Origin of the sequence: Nocardiopsis sp. NPDC007018 (assembly GCF_040635075.1) — a bacterium.
In the GTDB taxonomy this organism is placed as follows: Bacteria; Actinomycetota; Actinomycetes; order Streptosporangiales; family Streptosporangiaceae; genus Nocardiopsis.
The window spans coordinates 73,779-93,087 of the sequence record NZ_JBEYHA010000016.1; the positions used below are offsets into that span (position 1 = coordinate 73,779).

The 19,309-nt window shown below is 67.1% G+C and carries 17 protein-coding genes; 9 read left to right on the top strand and 8 right to left on the bottom strand.

Annotated features, from left to right (window positions below):
* Nucleotides 1–11: 11 nt before the first annotated feature.
* Both ABZ635_RS11600 and pdhA read right to left on the bottom strand, forming a co-directional pair.
* A complete protein-coding gene (locus ABZ635_RS11600; protein ID WP_357762665.1) occupies nucleotides 12–992 on the bottom strand; it encodes an alpha-ketoacid dehydrogenase subunit beta in 981 nt (326 codons plus the stop codon).
* Nucleotides 993–995: 3 nt separating this feature from the next.
* On the bottom strand, nucleotides 996–2,111 hold the full coding sequence (gene pdhA / locus ABZ635_RS11605; protein ID WP_357762668.1) for a pyruvate dehydrogenase (acetyl-transferring) E1 component subunit alpha: 1,116 nt from the start codon (nucleotides 2,109–2,111) through the stop codon (nucleotides 996–998).
* 533 nt (nucleotides 2,112–2,644) lie between these two features.
* Here pdhA and ABZ635_RS11610 point away from each other — a divergent pair.
* The 4 genes from ABZ635_RS11610 (at nucleotide 2,645) to ABZ635_RS11625 (ending at nucleotide 10,442) form a co-directional block, all read left to right on the top strand.
* Nucleotides 2,645–4,159 (top strand): class I SAM-dependent DNA methyltransferase, encoded by a 1,515-nt coding sequence (locus tag ABZ635_RS11610; RefSeq protein ID WP_357762671.1) that lies wholly within the window; start codon nucleotides 2,645–2,647, stop codon nucleotides 4,157–4,159.
* Entirely contained in the window at nucleotides 4,156–5,403 is a 1,248-nt protein-coding gene (locus ABZ635_RS11615) for a restriction endonuclease subunit S (protein WP_357762674.1), read from the top strand. The genes ABZ635_RS11610 and ABZ635_RS11615 overlap by 4 nt, the downstream gene beginning before the upstream one ends.
* Before the next feature lie 117 nt (nucleotides 5,404–5,520).
* Nucleotides 5,521–9,000, top strand: coding sequence for a DEAD/DEAH box helicase family protein (locus ABZ635_RS11620; RefSeq protein WP_357762677.1), 3,480 nt, complete (start codon nucleotides 5,521–5,523; stop codon nucleotides 8,998–9,000).
* 212 nt (nucleotides 9,001–9,212) lie between these two features.
* Nucleotides 9,213–10,442, top strand: a complete 1,230-nt coding sequence (locus ABZ635_RS11625) for a type II CAAX endopeptidase family protein (RefSeq protein WP_357762680.1) — start codon at nucleotides 9,213–9,215, stop codon at nucleotides 10,440–10,442.
* Nucleotides 10,443–10,809: 367 nt separating this feature from the next.
* On the opposite strand, the gene ABZ635_RS11630 is transcribed toward ABZ635_RS11625, so the two are convergent.
* Complete coding sequence (locus tag ABZ635_RS11630; RefSeq protein ID WP_357762683.1) at nucleotides 10,810–11,436, bottom strand: sigma-70 family RNA polymerase sigma factor; 627 nt, start codon at nucleotides 11,434–11,436, stop codon at nucleotides 10,810–10,812.
* A 277-nt stretch (nucleotides 11,437–11,713) separates the two neighbouring features.
* Here ABZ635_RS11630 and purS point away from each other — a divergent pair, with 277 nt between their 5' ends.
* The 5 genes from purS (at nucleotide 11,714) to purL (ending at nucleotide 16,758) form a co-directional block, all read left to right on the top strand.
* Nucleotides 11,714–11,956, top strand: a complete 243-nt coding sequence (purS, locus tag ABZ635_RS11635; protein WP_357762686.1) for a phosphoribosylformylglycinamidine synthase subunit PurS — start codon at nucleotides 11,714–11,716, stop codon at nucleotides 11,954–11,956.
* A 373-nt stretch (nucleotides 11,957–12,329) separates the two neighbouring features.
* Nucleotides 12,330–12,809, top strand: coding sequence for an ATP-binding protein (locus ABZ635_RS11640; RefSeq protein WP_357762689.1), 480 nt, complete (start codon nucleotides 12,330–12,332; stop codon nucleotides 12,807–12,809).
* Between the two features lie 309 nt (nucleotides 12,810–13,118).
* Complete coding sequence (purQ, locus tag ABZ635_RS11645; RefSeq protein WP_357762692.1) at nucleotides 13,119–13,808, top strand: phosphoribosylformylglycinamidine synthase subunit PurQ; 690 nt, start codon at nucleotides 13,119–13,121, stop codon at nucleotides 13,806–13,808.
* Between the two features lie 42 nt (nucleotides 13,809–13,850).
* On the top strand, nucleotides 13,851–14,381 hold the full coding sequence (locus ABZ635_RS11650) for a hypothetical protein (protein ID WP_357762695.1): 531 nt from the start codon (nucleotides 13,851–13,853) through the stop codon (nucleotides 14,379–14,381).
* An 82-nt stretch (nucleotides 14,382–14,463) separates the two neighbouring features.
* Nucleotides 14,464–16,758 carry a phosphoribosylformylglycinamidine synthase subunit PurL gene (gene purL, locus ABZ635_RS11655; RefSeq protein WP_357762698.1) on the top strand — a complete coding sequence of 765 codons (2,295 nt, stop codon included), beginning with the start codon at nucleotides 14,464–14,466 and terminating at the stop codon, nucleotides 16,756–16,758.
* 181 nt (nucleotides 16,759–16,939) lie between these two features.
* Here the strand turns inward: purL and ABZ635_RS11660 are convergent, their stop codons facing one another.
* The 5 genes from ABZ635_RS11660 to ABZ635_RS11680 all read right to left on the bottom strand — a co-directional run bounded on the left by ABZ635_RS11660 (nucleotide 16,940) and on the right by ABZ635_RS11680 (nucleotide 19,100).
* Nucleotides 16,940–17,260 carry a helix-turn-helix transcriptional regulator gene (locus ABZ635_RS11660; protein ID WP_357762701.1) on the bottom strand — a complete coding sequence of 107 codons (321 nt, stop codon included), beginning with the start codon at nucleotides 17,258–17,260 and terminating at the stop codon, nucleotides 16,940–16,942.
* Nucleotides 17,253–17,408 carry a hypothetical protein gene (locus tag ABZ635_RS11665; RefSeq protein ID WP_357762834.1) on the bottom strand — a complete coding sequence of 52 codons (156 nt, stop codon included), beginning with the start codon at nucleotides 17,406–17,408 and terminating at the stop codon, nucleotides 17,253–17,255. Before ABZ635_RS11665 ends, ABZ635_RS11660 begins: the two co-directional genes overlap by 8 nt.
* 236 nt (nucleotides 17,409–17,644) lie before the next feature.
* On the bottom strand, nucleotides 17,645–17,839 hold the full coding sequence (locus ABZ635_RS11670; RefSeq protein ID WP_357762704.1) for a DUF397 domain-containing protein: 195 nt from the start codon (nucleotides 17,837–17,839) through the stop codon (nucleotides 17,645–17,647).
* Nucleotides 17,840–18,055: 216 nt separating this feature from the next.
* Nucleotides 18,056–18,238: a DUF397 domain-containing protein gene (locus tag ABZ635_RS11675; RefSeq protein ID WP_357762707.1), complete on the bottom strand. Its 183-nt coding sequence runs from the start codon at nucleotides 18,236–18,238 to the stop codon at nucleotides 18,056–18,058.
* Nucleotides 18,222–19,100, bottom strand: a complete 879-nt coding sequence (locus ABZ635_RS11680; RefSeq protein ID WP_357762710.1) for a helix-turn-helix transcriptional regulator — start codon at nucleotides 19,098–19,100, stop codon at nucleotides 18,222–18,224. The genes ABZ635_RS11675 and ABZ635_RS11680 overlap by 17 nt, the downstream gene beginning before the upstream one ends.
* Nucleotides 19,101–19,309 lie beyond the last annotated feature (209 nt).

Below are 19,309 nucleotides of genomic sequence, written 5' to 3' on the forward strand. Positions count from 1 at the left end.
GTATCCCCGATCTAGTACGCGAACGCCCGGTCGACGCCGTCCAGGACCCGGTCCAGGTCCGGCAGGTAGTGCTCCTCCAGCCGGGACTGCGGGTAGGGGGTGTCGAACGCGGCCACACGGATGACCGGCGACTCCAGGTGGTAGAAGCACTCCTCGGTGACCCGAGCGGCGATCTCCGCGCCGGGACCGCCGGTGAGCGTGGCCTCGTGCGCCACGACCAGACGACCCGTGCGCCTCACCGACGCGGTGATGGTCGCGTAGTCGACCGGCGCGAGCGAGCGCACGTCGATGACCTCGATGGAGTGGTCGGTGTCGGCCTCGGCCGCCTGGAGGGCGGTCTTGACCATCGGGCCGTAGGCCAGCAGCGTGCAGTCCGTGCCGGGGCGGGCGACGCGCGCGGCGCCCATCGGGGTGGCCTCGGCGATGGAGGCCTCGGTGTCGACCTCGGCCTTCTCATAGTAGCGCCGCTTGGGCTCCAGGAAGATCACCGGGTCGTCCGAGCGGATGGCCTGCTGGATCATCCAGTAGGCGTCCTCCGGGTTGGCGACGCTCACCACGCGCAGACCGGCCGTGTGCTGGAAGTACGCCTCGGGGGACTCGCTGTGGTGCTCCACGGCGCCGATGCCGCCGCCGTAAGGGATGCGCATGACCACGGGGACGCTGAGGGTGCCCGCCGAACGCCGGCGCATCTTGGCGAGCTGGGTGAAGGTCTGGTTGGCGGCCGGGAAGAAGAAGCCGTCGAACTGGATCTCCACCACCGGGCGGTAGCCGCGCAGGGCCATGCCGATCGCGGTGCCGACGATGCCGGACTCCGCGAGGGGGGTGTCGATGACGCGGTCGGCCCCGAAGTCCTTGTGCAGACCGTCGGTGACCCGGAAGACGCCGCCGAGACGGCCGACGTCCTCGCCCATGACCAGGACCTTCGGGTCGTGCTCCATGGCGGCGCGCAGGCCCGCGTTGATGGCCTTGCCGATCGTGAGGTTGGTGCCCATGGCCTAACGGCCCCCTTCCGCGCCAGCGCCCTCGAAGGAGGACAGGTAGTCGGCGAACTCGGACCGCTGCTGATCGATGAGGACGTGGGGGTCGGCGTAGACCTCGTGGAAGATGTCCAGCGGCTCGGGGTCGGCCATGGAGCGGCACTGGGTGCGCACCGTCTCGCCGACCCGGTCGGACTCCTCGTCCACGGCGGTGAAGAACGCCTCGTCCGCGAGCTCGTTGAGCTCCAGGTACCGGCGCACGCGCAGGATCGGGTCCTTGGCCTTCCACGCGTCGAGCTCGGCCGTGTCCCGGTAGCGGGTGGGGTCGTCGTTCGTGGTGTGGGCGCCCATCCGGTAGGTGAACGCCTCGACCAGCGTGGGACCCTGGCCGGTGCGCGCGTTGTCGAGGGCGGCGCGGGTGACCGCGAGGCACGCCAGGACGTCGTTGCCGTCCACGCGCACGCCCGGGAAGCCGAAGCCCGCCGCGCGCCGGTAGATCGGCACACGGGACTGCCGCTCCAGCGGCTCGGAGATGGCCCACTGGTTGTTCTGGCAGAAGAAGACCACGGGGGCGTTGTTCACCGACGCGAAGTTGAACGCCTCGTTGGTGTCGCCCTGGCTGGTGGCCCCGTCGCCGAAGTAGGAGATGACGGCGCTGCCGTCCTCGCCGACCGCGCCGTCGCGCTGGACGCCCATGGCGTAGCCGGTCGCGTGCAACGCCTGGCTGCCGATGACGATCGTGTAGAGGTGGAAGCCGTGCTCGTGCGGGTCCCAGCCCCCGTTGGTGACCCCGCGGAACATGCCGAGGAGTTCCTTGGGCTCGATACCGCGGCACCAGGCGACGCCGTGCTCGCGGTAGGAGGGGAAGGCCATGTCGCCGTCGCGGAGCGCGCGGCCGGAGCCGATCTGCGCCGCCTCCTGGCCCAGCAGCGAGGCCCACAGGCCCAGCTCGCCCTGGCGCTGGAGGGAGACGGCCTCACTGTCGACCCGACGGACCAGGACCAGGTCCCGGTAGAGCGCGCGGATCTCCTCCGCGCTGATGTCCAGGGGGTAGTCGGGGTGCTCGGTCAGCTCCCCTTCCGGTGTCAGGAGCTGAATGAGCTCCGGTTCCTCGTGCGCGGCGATGTGCGACACGTCGCTCCTCGGGTTCTCGGGGCCGACTTCGCGTGGGTGAACGCTGGTCGGCCGAATCACGGTCCGTCCACCCGGGGTGTTGGGCGGGTGCGGACAGCCCTCCCCATATCGTGACAGAACTCACTATGGAGAGCGCAAGCCCCCAGCGGCACCTTTTCCCCTGCCCGACCATGATCCCGGACCCTGACGACAGCGCAAGTACCAGGGCTTCCTAGCTTTTACAAGGTCTTCCAACTACTTTGTGGCAACGTGTCCGCGACAGGACCGCCCGCCCGCGCGGACGCGAACGAGCCTCAAGGGACCTGACGGGCGCCGGACGAGGCGGGTGCGGACGGGCGGGGTCGCCAGGGGCTACGGGGAGAAGGCTCCGGTGGCACTCTCCGGGGCGGGCCGCCGCGGCACGACCTGGACACAGCGGCACGAGGCCACGAAGGGAGATGCCTGGTCGGTGAACATCTCTCGGGTGCCAGATCGGCCATACAGCTTCGGCGTCTTGCCTGGTCGCGTCACAGCGCTCCACTACGCTGATCGGCGTGATTACAGGCGAGCTGAAGAGCAAGATCGATCGCCTCTGGGACGCGTTCTGGTCCGGAGGGATCTCCAACCCCCTCGAAGTGATCGAGCAGATCACCTACCTCATGTTCCTCCGCAGGCTGGAAGACATCCAGAAGGCCAAGGAGAAGAAGAGCCAACGCACGGGTAAGCCCGTCGAGAACACCCTCTACACGGCTAACGACCAACCCCTGCGCTGGTCCGAGCTCAAGGAGCTCGCACCGGACACCCTCTACGAGATGATGGACAAGGGAGTCTTCCCCTGGCTGCGTCGGCTCGGCGGCGACGACTCCACCTACGCGCACCACATGCGCGACGCCCGGTTCACCATCCCCAACGCGAACCTGCTCACCAAGGCCTTCGACATGATCGACGGCCTGCCGCTCGGCGACGGCGACGTACAGGGCGACCTGTACGAGTACATGCTGAGCAAGATCGCGACCGCCGGGCACAATGGGCAGTTCCGTACTCCCCGGCACATCATCGAGCTCATCGTGGCGATGATGAACCCCGGCCCGCAGGACGAGATCTGCGACCCGGCCTGTGGCACGGCGGGCTTCCTGGTCGCCGCTTCCGAACACATGCGCGCCGAACACAGCGACGCCCTGCTGGAAGCCGCCAACCAGAGGCACTTCCACAACAGCATGTTCCACGGCTTCGACTTCGACAGCACCATGCTGCGCATCGCCAGCATGAACATGCTGATGCACGGGGTGGAGCAGCCGGACATCCGGTACCGCGACTCGCTCGCCGAAAGCGTCGCGGAGGAGGCTGAACGTTACTCCCTCATTCTCGCGAATCCGCCGTTCGCCGGAAGCCTGGACTACGAGAGCACCGCCAAGGACCTCCAGCAGATCATCAAGACGAAGAAGACGGAACTACTCTTCCTCCCGCTCTTCCTGCGTCTGTTGAAGCCTGGTGGTCGCGCCGCCGTCATCGTGCCGGAAGGCGTGCTGTTCGGCAGCAGCAAGGCGCACAAGGCTATTCGTCAGATTCTCGTGGAAGACCAGAAGCTGGACGCCGTAGTGAAGCTCCCCAGCGGAGTCTTCAAGCCTTACGCAGGCGTGTCTACGGCCATTCTCTTCTTTACCAAAACCAACTCCGGCGGCACGGACAACGTCTGGTTCTACGACGTGACCGCAGATGGTTACAGCCTCGATGACAAGCGGACTCCGCTTCTGCCCGATGAGAAGCTTGGTTCGCAGCGCAGCGGCCTGAACTCAACGGAGCACGAGAAGAACAACCTGCCTGACGTTCTTGTCCGGTGGTCACGTCGCGACGGCAGTGAACAAAATCGGGCTCGCACAGAACAGAGCTTCTGTGTCCCAAAGTCAGACATCTCCTCTCAAGACTACGACCTGAGCCTCAACCGGCATAAGGAAGTCCTCTACGAAGAGGCCGAATACCGGACACCACTAGAGATCATCGATGAAATCGAAACCCTGGACTCCGACATCAAAAAGGGCATCTCGGGAATAAAGGATATGCTGCGTTGAGCGGAATCGAAGTTCTCCAGCTCGGCGACGTTGCCGAGTTCATCAGAGGCGTTACATTCAAACCCGAGGATGTTATCGAAAGCTCCGAAGACACCGTCTGGTGCATGAGGACAAAGAATGTGCAGAAAACCCTGGACACCTCTAGCATCTGGTCTATCGATAGAAAACATATAAAGCGCGATGATCAGTACCTACGCGAAGGCGACATCCTGGTATCTAGCGCGAATAGCTGGAACCTGATCGGCAAATGCAGCTGGGTGCCCAGACTCAGCCAACCTTCCACCTTTGGCGGATTCATCTCCAACCTGCGCGCAGATCGCCGAAATATAGACCCAAGGTACCTATATCACTGGTTTTCCAGCCCGAAAACACAGTTCACCGTCCGCAGCCTTGGTCGACAAACAACCAATATTTCCAATCTCGACATCAAGCGCTGCCTAAAAATGCCAGTCCCAGTCCCAAACCTTGAAACCCAAGAAAGGATAACCGACCTACTCGACAAGCTGAAGGATGTTCGGAATAAGCGCCGCAGGTCAATCGACCTGCTCGACGAGCTAGTGCAGTCCGCATTTCTCCAGACATTCGGCGACCCCGGCGCCAAAGATAGCCCCTGGCCTCGCAAACAATTCGGAGAAATCACCACCGAACTGCGCTACGGGACTTCAAGCAAATCAACAATGAGCGGCTTTCCGACGCTCCGAATTCCGAACGTCGTTTCTGGGACGCTTGATCTCACAGAAATCAAAACAGTTCCCGCCACTGACGCCGAATTTGATCGCCTGCGCCTACAGGACGGTGACCTACTCTTCGTCCGAAGCAACGGGAACCCAGAATACGTGGGCCGGTGCGCACTATTCAACAAGAAATCGATCGAATCGACAGAATACGACTCCAAAGACTTCATTTACGCCTCGTACCTCATCCGGGCGAGGCCAGACCAGTCACTGACAAATCCCGTCTACTTGCGCGAATTCATGCTCAGCCAACATGGACGCACGACACTTCGACTGAAGTGCAAGACCTCCGCGGGTCAGTACAACATAAATGGAAAAAACCTGAGCTCCATCTCCGTTCCCATTCCACCTTTGGCGCTACAAAATCAATTCGCGGAAAGGATTTCTCAAATCTCTTTCCAGAGAGCCCAGCACCAGGCCCACCTCGCACATCTGGACGAACTCTTCGCCTCGGTCCAGCAGCGGGCGTTTGACGGCACCCTGTGGGATGATCGGGACATAACCCCCTAGCTACACAGCGCAACGCCCGCCCCCCAACTATGCCCCACCCCCACCGACAACTTCATAACCCCGCTGCCGCCCCGTCCCGTACCCCATCCCCATCCCTCCCTCCGGGAAAGGTGCCTGGTGAGCAACTTCGACTTCCTCAGAGCCGAGTGGCCCGACCTCCACAACGAGGCGATCCGCGCTGAACGCCTCGCGGTCGCGGACCCACGCGTGTCCTGCTTCTACGCGCGCCGCACACTCGAACTGGCCGTCAATTGGCTCTACGAGGCCGATGACACCCTGCGGATCCCCTACCAGAGCGACCTCGCCGCGCGGATCGCCGAACCCACCATGGTCAACCTGGTCGGTCCGGCGATCCGCACGAAGATGGACCTCATCCGGCGTCAGGGCAACTCCGCCGTGCACCGCCCAGGGCCGGTCTCTCACCAGGACTCCACTCGCACCGCCGTTGAGCTCTTCCACGTCCTGTACTGGCTGGCCCGCAACTACACGCGCGGCACCGTTAGTCCGCCGGCCTCCGGGCTGTCCTTCCAGCGTGACGTCATCCCCACCCCGGTACCCGCCGAGGTCCGCCGCAAGAAGCAGGCCGAAGTCCAGAAGATGGCCGAGGACTTCGCCCGTCAACAAGACGAACTGGCCAAGGCCCAGCGCCGCAACAAGGACCTGGACGCCGAGGTCCTGCGTCTGCGCGCGGAGGTTAAGGAAGCCAAGGCAGTCAACGCCGCCGTCGACGACCAGCACGACTACAACGAGGCCGACACCCGAACGCACATCATCGACCTACTTCTTCGAGAAGCTGGTTGGGCTCTCACCAACCCCGAGGACCGTGAGTACCCGCTCACCGGTCTGCCGACCTCCACCGGGGAGGGCAGGGCCGACTACGTGCTGTGGGACGACAACGGCAGGCCCTTGGCCGTGGTCGAAGCCAAGCGCACCACCAAGGACGCACGGGACGGCCAGCAGCAGGCCAAGGTCTACGCCGACGCCCTCGAAGCCCGGTTCGGGCAGAGACCGGTCATCTTCTGTACCAGCGGCTACCGCACCTTCGTCTGGGACGACCACTTCGGTTACCCGCCGCGCGAAGTTCAGGGTTTCTACACCAAGGACGAGCTACGCACGCTCATCATGCGTAGGGCGGGCCGCCAGGCCCTGGCCGGTGTCGAGATCAACGCCGACATCGCGGGACGCCATTACCAAGCACGCGCCATCCGCCGGATCGCGGAGACCTTCGCCGATGACAAGCAGCGCCAAGCACTGCTAGTGATGGCCACCGGCGCGGGCAAGACCCGAACGGTCATCGCCCTCGTGGACCTGCTCAACCGAGCCGGGTGGATCAAGCGCGTCCTGTTTCTCGCTGACCGCACGGCCCTGGTCAACCAAGCTCTCGGGGCGTTCAAGCAGCACCTGCCCAGCACCCCGGTTGTCAATCTGGTGGAGGAGAAGAACACCGACGCGCGGGTGTACGTCTCCACCTATCCGACGATGATGGGGCTGATCAACGACGCCTCCAACGAGGTGCGCAAGTTCGGACCCGGGTATTTCGACCTGGTCGTCGTCGACGAGGCCCACCGGTCCGTCTACCAGAAGTACGGTGCGATCTTCGAGTACTTCGACGCGCTCCTGGTCGGGCTGACCGCCACTCCCAAAGACGAGATCGACCGCAACACCTACCGGCTGTTCAACCTTGAGGACGGCGTCCCCACCGACGTCTACAGCCTGGACGAGGCTATCCAGGAGAAGTATCTGGTGGGGCCCACCACCATCGACGTGCCATTGAAGTTTCCCCGAGAGGGGATCAAGTACGACGAGCTGTCCGAGGAGGACCAGGAGGCCTGGGACCTCACTGAATGGGATGACGACGAGGGCGCTCCCGACCAGATCGCCGCGGACGAGGTCAACAAGTACCTGTTCAACAAGGACACCATCGACAAGACACTCCAGACAGTCATGACCTACGGTGCGAAGGTCGATGGCGGTGACCGGCTCGGCAAGACGATCGTCTTCGCCCGCAACACCAAGCACGCCCACTTCATCGTGGAGCGCTTCAACGCCCTGTACCCCGACCTCGGCGGTGACTTCGCACAGGTCATCACGCACAACACCAGCTACGCGCAGGCCGCTTTGGACAAGTTCTCCCGCCGTGACTCGCCTCCCCACATCGCGGTGTCGGTGGACATGCTCGACACCGGGGTGGACATCCCCGAAGTCGTCAATCTGGTGTTCGCCAAACTGGTGCGGTCCAAGACCAAGTTCTGGCAGATGATCGGACGCGGAACCAGGCTCTCACCGGACCTGTTCGGCCCCGACGATCACAAATCGGGCTTCCTCGTCTTCGATATGGGCCGCAATGTGGAGTTCTTCAATCAGAACCTGCCCACCGCCGAGGCGCGAACCCAGCCCTCACTGCGGGAGAGGCTCTTCCGCAAGCGTGTGGAGCTGCTGCACGGACTGGATCGCAGTGGACTGGAAGCTCCTGGGACCGGGCGAACCGCTCCCGCTGCCGCCGGCTCCGTTTCAGAGGAACCCGCCGACGAAGCGTCCCTGCGCCACTCCTTGGCAGAACGCCTCCAATCGGAGGTGGCGGGCATGAACCACCGCAACGTCGAGGTCCGACGTCAACTGGAACGGGTGGAGGCCTACCAAGACCCGACGGCGTGGCAGCCGATCACCGTCGACAGGCGTGACGAACTCATCGAGACGCTCGCCCCACTGCCAACCGAGTTCAAGGAGAACGAGAACAGCCAGGAGGCCAAGCGTTTCGATCTGCTCGCGCTACGTCTGCAACTGGGTGTTCTCGAAGCAGATCCCAACTTCGACAAGCTACGCAATCAGGTCCGGGACATCGCCGAGGCTTTGCTCGATCCCACGACGATCAACAACCCCGTGGTGGCCAAGCACCGTGAACTCCTCGCCGATCTGACCACCGACGCCTGGTGGGAGGACGTCACCCTGCCAATGCTGGAGTCCATGCGGCGACGTGTGCGCGGCTTGGTGCGCCTCATCCCGAAGACACGACGCGGGATCGTCTACTCCGATTTCGAGGACGAGCTTGGGGAGCTCACCGAGACCGAGCTCCAGGGCCTGGACATCGGCGGCGGCTGGACCCGGTTCGAGCTCAAGGTCCGCACCTACGTGCACAGCCACGGCGACGACCTGTCCGTGCAAAAGCTCCTGCGCAACAAACAACTCACCAGCGCCGACATCGACCACTTCATCCAAGTGTTCCTGGGCCACGGTTACGGAACCGAGGGGGACATTGAGCGAGCTGAGGAGGAGCACGGTGGCCTCGGCCTATTCCTTCGCTCCCTCACCGGGCTGGAGCGCGACGCGGCCGCAGCCGCCTTCGACAAGTTCCAGGCCGGGCGCACGTTCACCTCAACGGAACTGCGCCTCCTGGACCTCATCATCGACTATGTCGCCAAGAACGGTTTCCTGAACGTCGGAGACCTCTACGAACCACCGTTCACGAGTATCTCGCCGACCGGCCCCGAAGCGGTGTTCGGTGACGCCGGAGTCGACGCGATCGAGGAGATTCTCAACCGGATCAGGACGACCGCCATCCCGCCGGGGGAAACCTCATCGCGGTCCGCCACCGGGTGACACTTCTCGTGACTGAGGGCCCGACCAGAGCGGGCGGGCCCTCCCCCGCGCACCCCAAGGCGGCTCCGGGGCACTCGTCACGCCGGGGGAACACCGGACCGGACGCCCGCCCCCCGATGACACCTGTCATACGGCGGACTATGTGTTTCGCAGTGAAAACGCGTGATGCGCGCGACTGCCGCGCGGACGTCCGCCGGACCTAGATTCGAACCATGCACCGCGACGACGACCACGCACCAGCGCACCCCGCCCACGCACATCCGGCCCCCTCCGCCCCCGGCCCGTTCACCGCCGCGTCCCCGGGGGCGGTCCCCCACGGGACGGCCCCGCCTCCGGGCGCCCCCGCACCGCGCCGACGCGGTCCGCGCCCGGTTCCCCCGGGACGCGAGTACCACCAGGTGCTCGCCACGGACCGGCGGCAGGTGTGGCGCGGGATCGCCGCGCTCGCGCTCCTCATGGGCGGGATGCTGGTCTTCACCTTCGGTTTCGCGTTCGTCGGGCTGTTCGTCGACCTCATGCTGGGCCGCGACACCATCATGCTCGGCGGCGACGAGTACACGCCCGTGCTGCACGCCAGCACCCTGGGCGGCCTCGTCCTGCTCCTGCCGTGGAGCATGCTCATCCAGCGGTGGCTGTACGGGGTGCGCGGCGCCTCACTGCACTCCGTGCTGTCGGCCTTCCGCATGGAGGTCTTCGGCCGCGCGCTCCTGGTGATCCTGCCGATCTGGACGGTCTACATGGCCGTGTTCACCGCGCTCGCCCCGATGCCGGAGGCGGACTGGCCGTTCCGGGACCTCGTCGCGATCTTCGCCCTCACGGTGCTGCTGGCGCCGCTCCAGTCGGCGGGCGAGGAGTACGGGTTCCGGGGTCTGGCGTTCCGAGTGGCCGCGAGCTGGGGCCGGGGGCCGCGCACCGCGCTGGTGCTGGGCGCGGTCGTGTCGAGCCTGCTGTTCATGACGGCGCACCTGGCGCTCGACCCGTGGCTCAACGTCTACTACTTCACGATGGGCGTCACCCTGAGCCTGATCACCTGGCGCACGGGCGGCCTGGAGGTCGCGGTGGTCATCCACGCGGTGAACAACACGATCGCCTTCCTGCTCAGCGTCGTCCTGCGCAGCGACTTCGCGGAGGGCTTCGACCGGTCGGCGGGCGCCGGATCGGTCGCCATGCTGGTGCCGTGCGTGCTGCTCGTCGCCATCACGGCGGTGGTGTGGTTCCGCACCCGGGGGACCGGGCCCGCGCTCACACCGGCGGAGTACGGCGGGTCGACCTCGGGTGCGAAAGCAGGTGCGGAGGCGGGCCACGGTACGCCGGGGGACGGCGTTCAGGCAGCGGGCGCGGGAGGCGGGGCGCCGGGCTCGGGCGCCTGGGGACCGGGCGGACCGGCTCCGTCGGGGAGCGCGGACGGCCGCGGCGGGCGTCTGCCGGACCACGATTCCTGAGTCCGAGAAAGTCCCGTCCGTTCGCGAAGACGGAGAATGCGCCGGCGCCTCCCCAGGGGGTTTCCGGCGCGTTTTCCGTGGCGTCGGCGCGCGTGGGCCGAACTCGGGCCGCGGGCCGCGCGGGCCCGTCCATTCCCTCGCGCCACGGGCCGTTGGGGCACGGCGCTTCGGTGCCATTCCACGCGGTTTTCCGGTGCGTTCGCGGTTGTTCTCCGGGAGCGTACCGTCGCTTCTCCGGGAGCCTATCCGCACCCTTTTCCAGAGCCGTCTCCGATGTCGCGGAGCGCGCTCCGGGCTCCGGCGCGGGGCGTTTCGGCGCACCGGTTCCGGCCACGGTCGCGGCCGGTCGGTCGCGGGCTCCGGCCGGTTACTCGGACGCGGCGGGAGCGGGTACGCGCATTCCGCGCTCACGGCCGTAGTCGGCGAGCATCTCGCGGAGCTGGCGGCGCGCCCGGTGCAGCCGGGACATCACGGTGCCCAAAGGCGTGCCCATGCGTGCGGCGACCTCCTTGTAGGCGTAGCCCTCGATGTCCACGAGGTAGATGACCTCCTGGAACTCCTCCGGAAGGCGGGCCAGGGCCTGCTTGATGTCGGAGTCGGGCAGGTGGTCCAGGACCTCGGTCTCGGCCGAGCGCATTCCGGACGAGGTGTGCGCCTCGGCCGCGGCCAGCTGCCAGTCCTTGATCTCGTCCGTGGTCTCCTGGCGCGGTTCCCGCTGCTTCTTGCGATAGCTGTTGATAAAGGTGTTGGTCAGGATGCGGTAAAGCCAGGCTCGCAGATTGGTTCCGGCACGGAACTGGTGAAAATTCGCGAAGGCCTTGGCGAAGGTCTCCTGGACCAGGTCCTCGGCGTCGGCCGGATTGCGGGTCATCCGCAGGGCCGTCGGGTACAGCTGGTCGGCGAACGGTGTCACCTCGGTGGCGAAGTCCAGTGTCTGCGCCTCGTCACGGGCCCCACCGGTCGTGGAGATCTGATCCTTTTCGAGAGTCGTCAAGATTCCCCCTCGGGACGACCGAACGATCACTTCCACCCTGTAAGACGCCGCCACACGCTCCCAATGATGACATCAATTGTGGTGATACGGGTCACGGGAGCCTCCAATCCGTCCCCCGCCCCGGCAAGGGCGGGGCAAAGGCCCCGCGTGGCACCTGGCCAGGACGCGCGCCCGCCTCCGGGTGTCATACGCTGGCGACGCCCGCCAGGCGCGTCCGAACGAGGCGCCCGACAGAACGGCGGACCAGTGGCATACCCATTTTTCCTGTGGAGGACCTGTGGCCCGCGTCGTGGTTGACGTCATGCTCAAGCCCGAGATCCTGGACCCGCAGGGCCAGGCCATCGCCGGTGCCTGCCCCCGCCTCGGATTCGAGGGGATCGGACAGGTCCGCCAGGGCAAGCGCTTCGAGGTCGAGGTCGAGGGCGAGGTGGACGAGGCCAAGCTCGCCGACGTCCGGCGCCTGGCCGAGACCCTGCTCGCCAACACCGTGATCGAGGACTTCGAGGTCCGTCCCGCCTGATCCCGACCCCCGGAACCGGCGCCGGGTCGTGCTCGCGCCCGTCGGGTCGTGCTCACACCGGGCTGGCCGGAAGCGGCCCCAGCGTCACCGCGGGCCACCGGATCACCCGGGTGACCGCACCCACCGGCACCACCGGGGAGCACCGGACCGCCCGAGACACCCATGGGTCACCCGCGTTCACCTGCGGGAACGTCACCCGGGCCGAAATCGGTCGGTACCCACCGCTCCCTGGGTTCCATGAGTGTCGGAAGTGTCCTGAATGTTCGGTCGCGTCCCCTTGGGGGCGCGGCCGTTCGTTTTACCCGGAGCGGCTCCGGGAAGGGTTCCTGACGTGCCGAGCCGATCACCGACACGGAGCACGAGAGGTGCACGGATGGACACCGCTTTCTCGATCTCCCTCCCCAGGCAGGCGTACACGGTCGCCGTCGTACGCGACGTCCTCGGCGCGCTGCTCCGCCGATCGGGCCTGTGCGCCGAGTGCGTCGACGACCTGCTCCTGGCCGCCTCCGAGGCCTGTTCCAACGCCGTCGAACACGGGGAGACCTCCCCCGACTACGAGGTGGGGGTCGACCTCGCCTCGCACTGGTGCGAGCTGCGCGTCTCACAGACGGGGCGGGCGCCCGACACCGAGGCGCTCGTGCGCAGGTTCACCTCGGAACACACGCCCCTCCCGGGTCTGACGTCGGAATCGGGCAGGGGCATCTCACTGATGCGGTACCTCATGGACGAGGTGGGGCTGGACATCGAACCCCACACCACCGTGACGCTGCGTAAACGGGTGACCACCTGCGACCCGGCCCACCGGACGGACGCGGAGCGGGGAAGCTCCTCGCCGCGGTTCGTGCTGCTGTAGGGCACGGCCGCCGGAGCGCGGACCGCCCCGCCTCCGTGCCGCAGGTCGCCAGTGACGTACGCCTCGCGACCTGTCGAGTCGCACACCCGCACCCCTCCCGTACGGGCCTTCCTTGGGAGGATCACACAGTCGCCACCCCCTCGAAGGGGGTGAGGGTCGTACCCGAGCACAGGTGAGCGGGTACGCTGCGGGAGTAGGGCGCGCTTTCCGTGGAATCCTCCGCGCTCGCGTCGCCAGGCTGCCTTCCGGTCCCGGCGACGGGCCGTCCGCCGACTCCTCCCCGTCGAACAACCAACTCGGAGTGTGCTCATGACAGCCCGTGTGGGCGTCGTCACCTTCCCAGGCTCCCTTGACGACAAGGACGCCGCTCGCGCGGTCTCCCTGGCGGGTGCCGAACCCGTCGCGCTCTGGCACGCGGACAGCGACCTCAAGGGGGTCGACGCGGTGGTCCTGCCCGGCGGCTTCTCCTACGGGGACTACCTCCGCTGCGGCGCCATCGCCCGGTTCGCCCCGCTGATGTCCGAACTGGTCCCGGCCGCGCGTTCGGGCGCACTGCCGGTCCTGGGCATCTGCAACGGCTTCCAGATCCTGTGCGAGAGCCACCTGCTCCCCGGTGCCCTCACCCGCAACTCCTCGCTGCGGTTCGTCAACCGCGACCAGGTCCTGCGGATGGAGAACACCCGGACCGCGTGGACCAACGGCTACGACGAGGGCCAGGAAATCCTGGTCGTCCTCAAGAGCGGCGAGGGCAGTTACGTCGCCGACGAGGAGACCCTCGACCAGCTGGAGTCCGAGGGCCGGGTCATCGCCCGCTACGTCGGGGACAACCCCAACGGCTCGCGGCGCGACATCGCGGGCGTCACCAACGAGCACGGCAACGTGGTCGGGCTGATGCCGCACCCCGAGCACGCCGTGGAGGCGCTCACCGGACCCTCCACCGAGGGACTGGGCTTCTTCACCTCCATCCTCGGTCACCTGGCCGCTCCGGCCCGGGCCTGACCCGCACCGAACCGACGCACCCGACAGGGGGACATCCTCGCGATGATGGCGCTGCTGCGCTCGCGGAAGCTGCTGTACGTACTGGTGGGCCTGGTCGTGGTCGGCCTCGTGGTCTCCGGGGCCATCGGCCTCTTCCAGTCGTTCAACTCGCCCCCCGTCGTCTCCCCCGGTAACGGCCAGGGGGCGCAGGGGCAGCCCGGCCCCGGGCAGCAGGGCGCCCAGCCCCCTCCGGACGTCGACGCGCTCGGCAGTCCGCCCCCCGGGTTCACCTACGTCGACGAGGACGAGGCGCAGTGCGCCCAGGGGCAGTGCTTCCGCCTCGTCACGATCGGCGGTGAGGACGGCGAGGAGCTCGACGGAGACCCCCGGGAGGCCGTCCGGGCCGTGTACGAGCACCTGACCGACCACGGCTGGAACCCGGTGCTCCCGCCGGGGACCGAGTCCTCCGACGACGTCCCGCTCGTGGACACCGTCCTCACCGACGAGACGACCCTGGTGGCCGACTCCACCGCCGACGACTCCGACGCCGTGCCGGTGCTCATGCTCGGCAACGCGAGCCCGTCCGCAGACTGACCCGGTGCCGGGCGGCGGACACAGCCAAGGCTCGGCCTCCACCCTCTCCGCGCAATCCGCGACACCCGAACGGAACCACCGCATGTCTGAAGCACCCGGCCTCGACACCGTCGCCACGGCGACCGACAGCCCGGACACACCCCAGCCGTACGCCGAACTGGGCATGGCCAAGGACGAGTACGAGCGGGTCCGCGAGATCCTGGGCCGCCGACCCACCTCCGCCGAGCTGGCCATCTACTCGGTGATGTGGAGCGAGCACTGCTCCTACAAGTCGTCCAAGGTGCACCTGCGGCAGTTCGGGGAGAAGGCCCCCGAGAACGACGCTCTGCTGGTCGGCATGGGCGAGAACGCGGGTGTGGTGGACGTCGGCGACGGACGGGCGGTCACGTTCAAGATCGAGTCGCACAACCACCCCTCCTACGTCGAGCCGCACCAGGGGGCGGCCACGGGTGTGGGCGGCATCGTCCGCGACATCCTCACCATGGGCGCCCGTCCGGTCGCCGTGATGGACGCGCTGCGCTTCGGCCCCGCCGACGCCGACGACACCAAGCGCGTGCTGCCCGGAGTGGTCTCGGGCATCTCGTTCTACGGCAACTGCCTGGGTCTGCCCAACATCGGCGGCGAGATCGGCTTCGGCGCCGGGTACATCGGCAACCCGCTGGTCAACGCCCTGTGCGTGGGTGTGATGAAGCACGAGGACATCAAGCTGGCTCAGGCCCCCGGCCCCGGCAACAAGGTGGTCCTGTTCGGTTCCACCACCGGCCCCGACGGGATCGGCGGCGCCTCGGTGCTGGCCAGCGCCACCTTCGACGACGAGTCGCACGCCAAGCGGCCCAGCGTGCAGGTCGGCGACCCGTTCATGGAAAAGCTGCTCATCGAGTGCAGCCTGGAGCTGTACGCCCAGGACATGGTGGTGGGCATCCAGGACCTCGGCGCGGCGGGCGTCTCCTGCGCCACCACCGAGCTGGCCGCGGGCGGCACCGGCGGCATGAACATCCAGCTGGACCGGGTCCCGCTGCGCGACCACCGGCTCACTCCCGAGGAGATCCTCATGAGTGAGTCGCAGGAGCGCATGATGGCGATCGTCGAGCCCGCCAAGATGGACGACTTCCTCGCGGTCTGCGACAAGTGGGGCATCGTCGCCACCGAGATCGGCGAGGTCACCGACGTCACTGCCGAGGAGGCCGAGCGCGGCGGACGCCTGGTGATGACCTGGCACGGCGAGACCGTGGTGGACATGCCGCCCCGGACCGCCTCCGACGAGGGCCCGGTCTACCAGCGCCCCTACGCCCGCCCCGACAGCCAGGACGCCCTCCAGGCCGACGACGCCGCGAAGCTGCCCCGCCCCGAGGGCGACGCCGAACTGCGCGAGCAGCTCCTGAGGGTCCTGGGCGCCCCCGGCGTGTGCGACCCCACCTGGGTCACCCAGCAGTACGACAGCTACGTGCGCGGCGACACGGTCGTGTCCACCCCGCACGACTCCGGCATGATCCGGATCGCCGACGACTCCGACCGGGGTGTGGCGCTGGCCACCGACGGCAACGGCCGGTTCACCCGCCTGGACCCGTACACGGGTACCCAGCTGGCGTACGCCGAGGCGTTCCGCAACGTCGCGGCCACCGGCGCGCGGCCGCTCGCCGTCACCAACTGCCTCAACTTCGGTTCGCCGGAGGACTCCGGGGTCATGTGGCAGTTCGCGGAGACCACCCGCGGGCTGGCCGACGCCTGCCAACAGCTCGGCACCCCGGTGACCGGCGGCAACGTCAGCTTCTACAACCAGACCGGCGACGTCGCGATCAACCCGACCCCGGTGATCGGTGTGCTCGGCGTGATCGACGACGTCAACACCCGCCTGCGCTCGGGCTTCGACACCGACGGCTCCCGCGTGTTCCTGCTGGGCGAGACCCGCGCCGAGTTCGGCGGCTCCGCCTGGGCCGACACCGTCCACGGGCACCTGGGCGGACTGCCGCCCCAGGTCGACCTGCCCGCCGAGGCCTCCCTCGCCGAGGTGCTGGCCTCCTCCGCCGAGCGGGGCCTCGCCGTGGCGGCGCACGACCTGTCGGACGGCGGCCTGGCCGTCGCCCTGGCCGAGGCGGCCCTGCGCGGGCGCCGGGGCCTGCGGGTGGAGGTGGACGGCGACGCCTTCACGTCGCTGTTCAGCGAGTCCGCCGCCCGCGCGATCGTCGCGGTGCGGCCCGGCCAGGAGGAGGCCTTCGTGGCCCTGGCCGACCAGCACGGCGTGCCCGTCGCCCAGATCGGCACGGTCGGCGGCGACAGCCTGTCGGTGAGCCACCCGGGCGGCGTGCTGGAGATCGGCCTGGACGAGCTGCGGTCCACCTACGAGCGGACGCTGCCCGCCCTGATGGACGGCGTGTAGTCGACGACGCGTGTGAGGAGGCGCCCCGCCGGGGGCGCCTCCTTTCGTTTCCGGGGGCTCCGCACACCAGCCTCTGCCCATTCTCGTGCGGGGCACCGCTGTGGCCGGTCGGAGGCGGGAACGCCCGACGGAGCTCCCGTGGGCGTCCACCTTCGCGTTCTCCGGGCGACCGGACCACGGCTCAGCCGACCTTGAGCTGCTCGTCCCCGAAGTCCGCGATGATCATCAGCGTTCCGCCGAGAGCCGAGACGTAGCGGTCGAGGACGTCGCGCGTGGAGACGTCGCCGGACTCGATCTGCGAGACCCTGGCGACCGACACCCCCATCCGTTCGGCCACCTGGGACTGGCTCATCCCCCGGTGCTTGCGCATCTCCACCAGGCGCCAGGCCTGCGCCCGGTCCCGCAGGCGGGCCACACCCTCCTCGAAGGCCTCGTCCCCGCCCGCCCCGGCCACCGCCCGTTCCAGGTGCCCGCTGTCCCGCCAGCTCAGATAGTCACCCATCAGTCGGCCTCCCCTCACGTTCCTTCAGATACTTCCCGTAGAGGCGCTCCGCCTCGGGAACAGCCACGCGATACCACCTTCTCCAGTGTCCGGACTTGTCACCGGCCACGAGGAGGATCGCCGACCGCCAGGGATCGAAGGCGAACAGAACGCGTACCTAGCTACCAGCGGCCGAACCCGGTCGTAGCTCCTTGAGGTTGGCCATGATCGATCCGGCGACCGTGTCCACCAGGGGGCGTCCCTCCGCTGGCCCGTTCCGTTCCAGCACTGCGGTGTCCCTCCATGGTCGTGTGTAACGAAGCGCAGTCAGTTCGGGGTGGACTCGCACCGGATGTTCCACTGCGAGCACTCAGGTGCGACAGGCGCCCACCACGTCCTTGAGTCTTACTGGTCGGCGCGGATGGCGCCGAGGGCGGCGGCCCACTCCGGACCGGCGAACCCCAGCGCGCCGAGGTCCCGGTTCTGGGTGTCACGAACGGCGGCGGCACCGTTGGGGAGGTCGGCGACCTCCACGCAGTTCTGGGACGCACTGCTGTAGCTGGACTTGCGGAAGGTGAGTTCGGTGGTGTGGGGATGCATGGGTGGGACCTCCGCAGGGGGTGGGGGCACAGGCTGACGCATACAGAGTCCTTCCCGAAAACGGGACCAGTGCTTAGAGGAAAACGTCCCCAGGAGCCGAAGGTGACGCTTCGCGAGGAGCGCTGTGCTCGTACGCCGGAGGACGCTCTGTAACAGAGCGTTCAGGTGCCACAGGCCCCCCGGTCAGAGCGGAGGGCCTGTTTGCTTCCCAGAGGTCTACTGGTCGGCGCGGATGGCGCCGAGGACAGCGGACCACTCGGGCCCGGCGAACCCCAACGTGCCGAGATCCCGGTTCTGGGTGTCACGGACCAGGTGCTCACCGGGTAGGTCGGCGACCTCCACGCAGTTCTGCGACTGGTTGCTGTAGCTGGACTTGCGGAACTCAGGTGTGAAGTTCATTTGATGTGGTGCTTTCTTCTCTGATGCGCTCGATGACCGTCGCGCTCTCGACGGTACTTGCAGCCGCCCCCTGGATGTGCGCGAAGGTCGCCGTGTACCGCTCGACGTCCTGGGGGTCCTCCTCGAACTGCCCGCCGCTCATCGAGTCCGTATACACAATGGTGGGGTCGAGTGGTTCCGGGAACTCCAAAACCGTGAACGGCGCCCCGATCCCGCTGTACGCCCCTGCTGTGTACGGGATCGTCTGAATGTGAATGTTGGCGTTCTGGCCGATCCGAGCCAGGTAGTCAAGCTGATCCGCCATCACCTCCCACCCTCCGATGGGGCGACGAAGGGCAGCTTCGTCGATCACAGCCCACAGAGTCGGCGGGTCGTCGTGGCGATGCAGGATCTCCCGTCGCCTCATCCTGGCCTCGACTTGCCGGTCGATGTTCTCCACCGTGGTCAAGGGGCCGCCTCGAAAGATCGCTTCCGTGTACTGCGGTGTCTGGAGTAGCCCAGGGATGGTCAGTGACTCGTAGGTGCGGATCACCGACGCTTCCGCCTCGAAATCAGGTAGCGCGCCGTGACCGAAAATATCCCTATACCGCCACCACCAGCCTTTTTCACCCGCGTCGCGGGCGAGCTGGCGCAGCGCCTCCGCTTCGTCGTGGGGGACCTTGTAGAGATCGACCAGGCGGGCCAGGTGGCCAGCTTGGACCTTCTGAGTCTCAGCCGTCTCGATCTTCCCGAGGGTCGTCCGGGGGATCTTCGACTGGTCGGACGCCTCGGCCACGGTAAGCCCGGACGCCTCCCGCATGCGTCTGAGCTGCATTCCTAGTCGGCGGCGCCTGACTGTGGGGCTGTACGTAGGGGAACGCATGCGGCCATCCTAGACCGATATTTTTCAGGGAATCCCTAATTTTCTCTTGAGTGGGCGGGTCGACCCAGGCATCATGGACTTCACCTGAGTTGTTCGATTCTTATCGACAGATTAAGGGCATCCCTTATGTTGCACTCTGCGCTGGAATCATCCCCATTGGTGCTGTTCGAGCTGGCTGGGAGGCGTCGCGCTCACCGGGCGCGGCCCTA

Bases quoted from the DNA above. Each gene is read 5' to 3' on its own strand.
- purQ (WP_357762692.1), top strand. From the start codon at position 13,119: ATGACAGCCCGTGTGGGCGTCGTCACCTTCCCAGGCTCCCTTGACGAC.
- ABZ635_RS11670 (WP_357762704.1), bottom strand. From the start codon at position 17,839: ATGCATCCCCACACCACCGAACTCACCTTCCGCAAGTCCAGCTACAGC.
- ABZ635_RS11660 (WP_357762701.1), bottom strand. From the start codon at position 17,260: ATGGGTGACTATCTGAGCTGGCGGGACAGCGGGCACCTGGAACGGGCG.
- ABZ635_RS11675 (WP_357762707.1), bottom strand. From the start codon at position 18,238: ATGAACTTCACACCTGAGTTCCGCAAGTCCAGCTACAGCAACCAGTCG.
- ABZ635_RS11650 (WP_357762695.1), top strand. From the start codon at position 13,851: ATGATGGCGCTGCTGCGCTCGCGGAAGCTGCTGTACGTACTGGTGGGC.
- purL (WP_357762698.1), top strand. From the start codon at position 14,464: ATGTCTGAAGCACCCGGCCTCGACACCGTCGCCACGGCGACCGACAGC.
- ABZ635_RS11625 (WP_357762680.1), top strand. From the start codon at position 9,213: ATGCACCGCGACGACGACCACGCACCAGCGCACCCCGCCCACGCACAT.
- ABZ635_RS11680 (WP_357762710.1), bottom strand. From the start codon at position 19,100: ATGCGTTCCCCTACGTACAGCCCCACAGTCAGGCGCCGCCGACTAGGA.
- ABZ635_RS11600 (WP_357762665.1), bottom strand. From the start codon at position 992: ATGGGCACCAACCTCACGATCGGCAAGGCCATCAACGCGGGCCTGCGC.
- ABZ635_RS11640 (WP_357762689.1), top strand. From the start codon at position 12,330: ATGGACACCGCTTTCTCGATCTCCCTCCCCAGGCAGGCGTACACGGTC.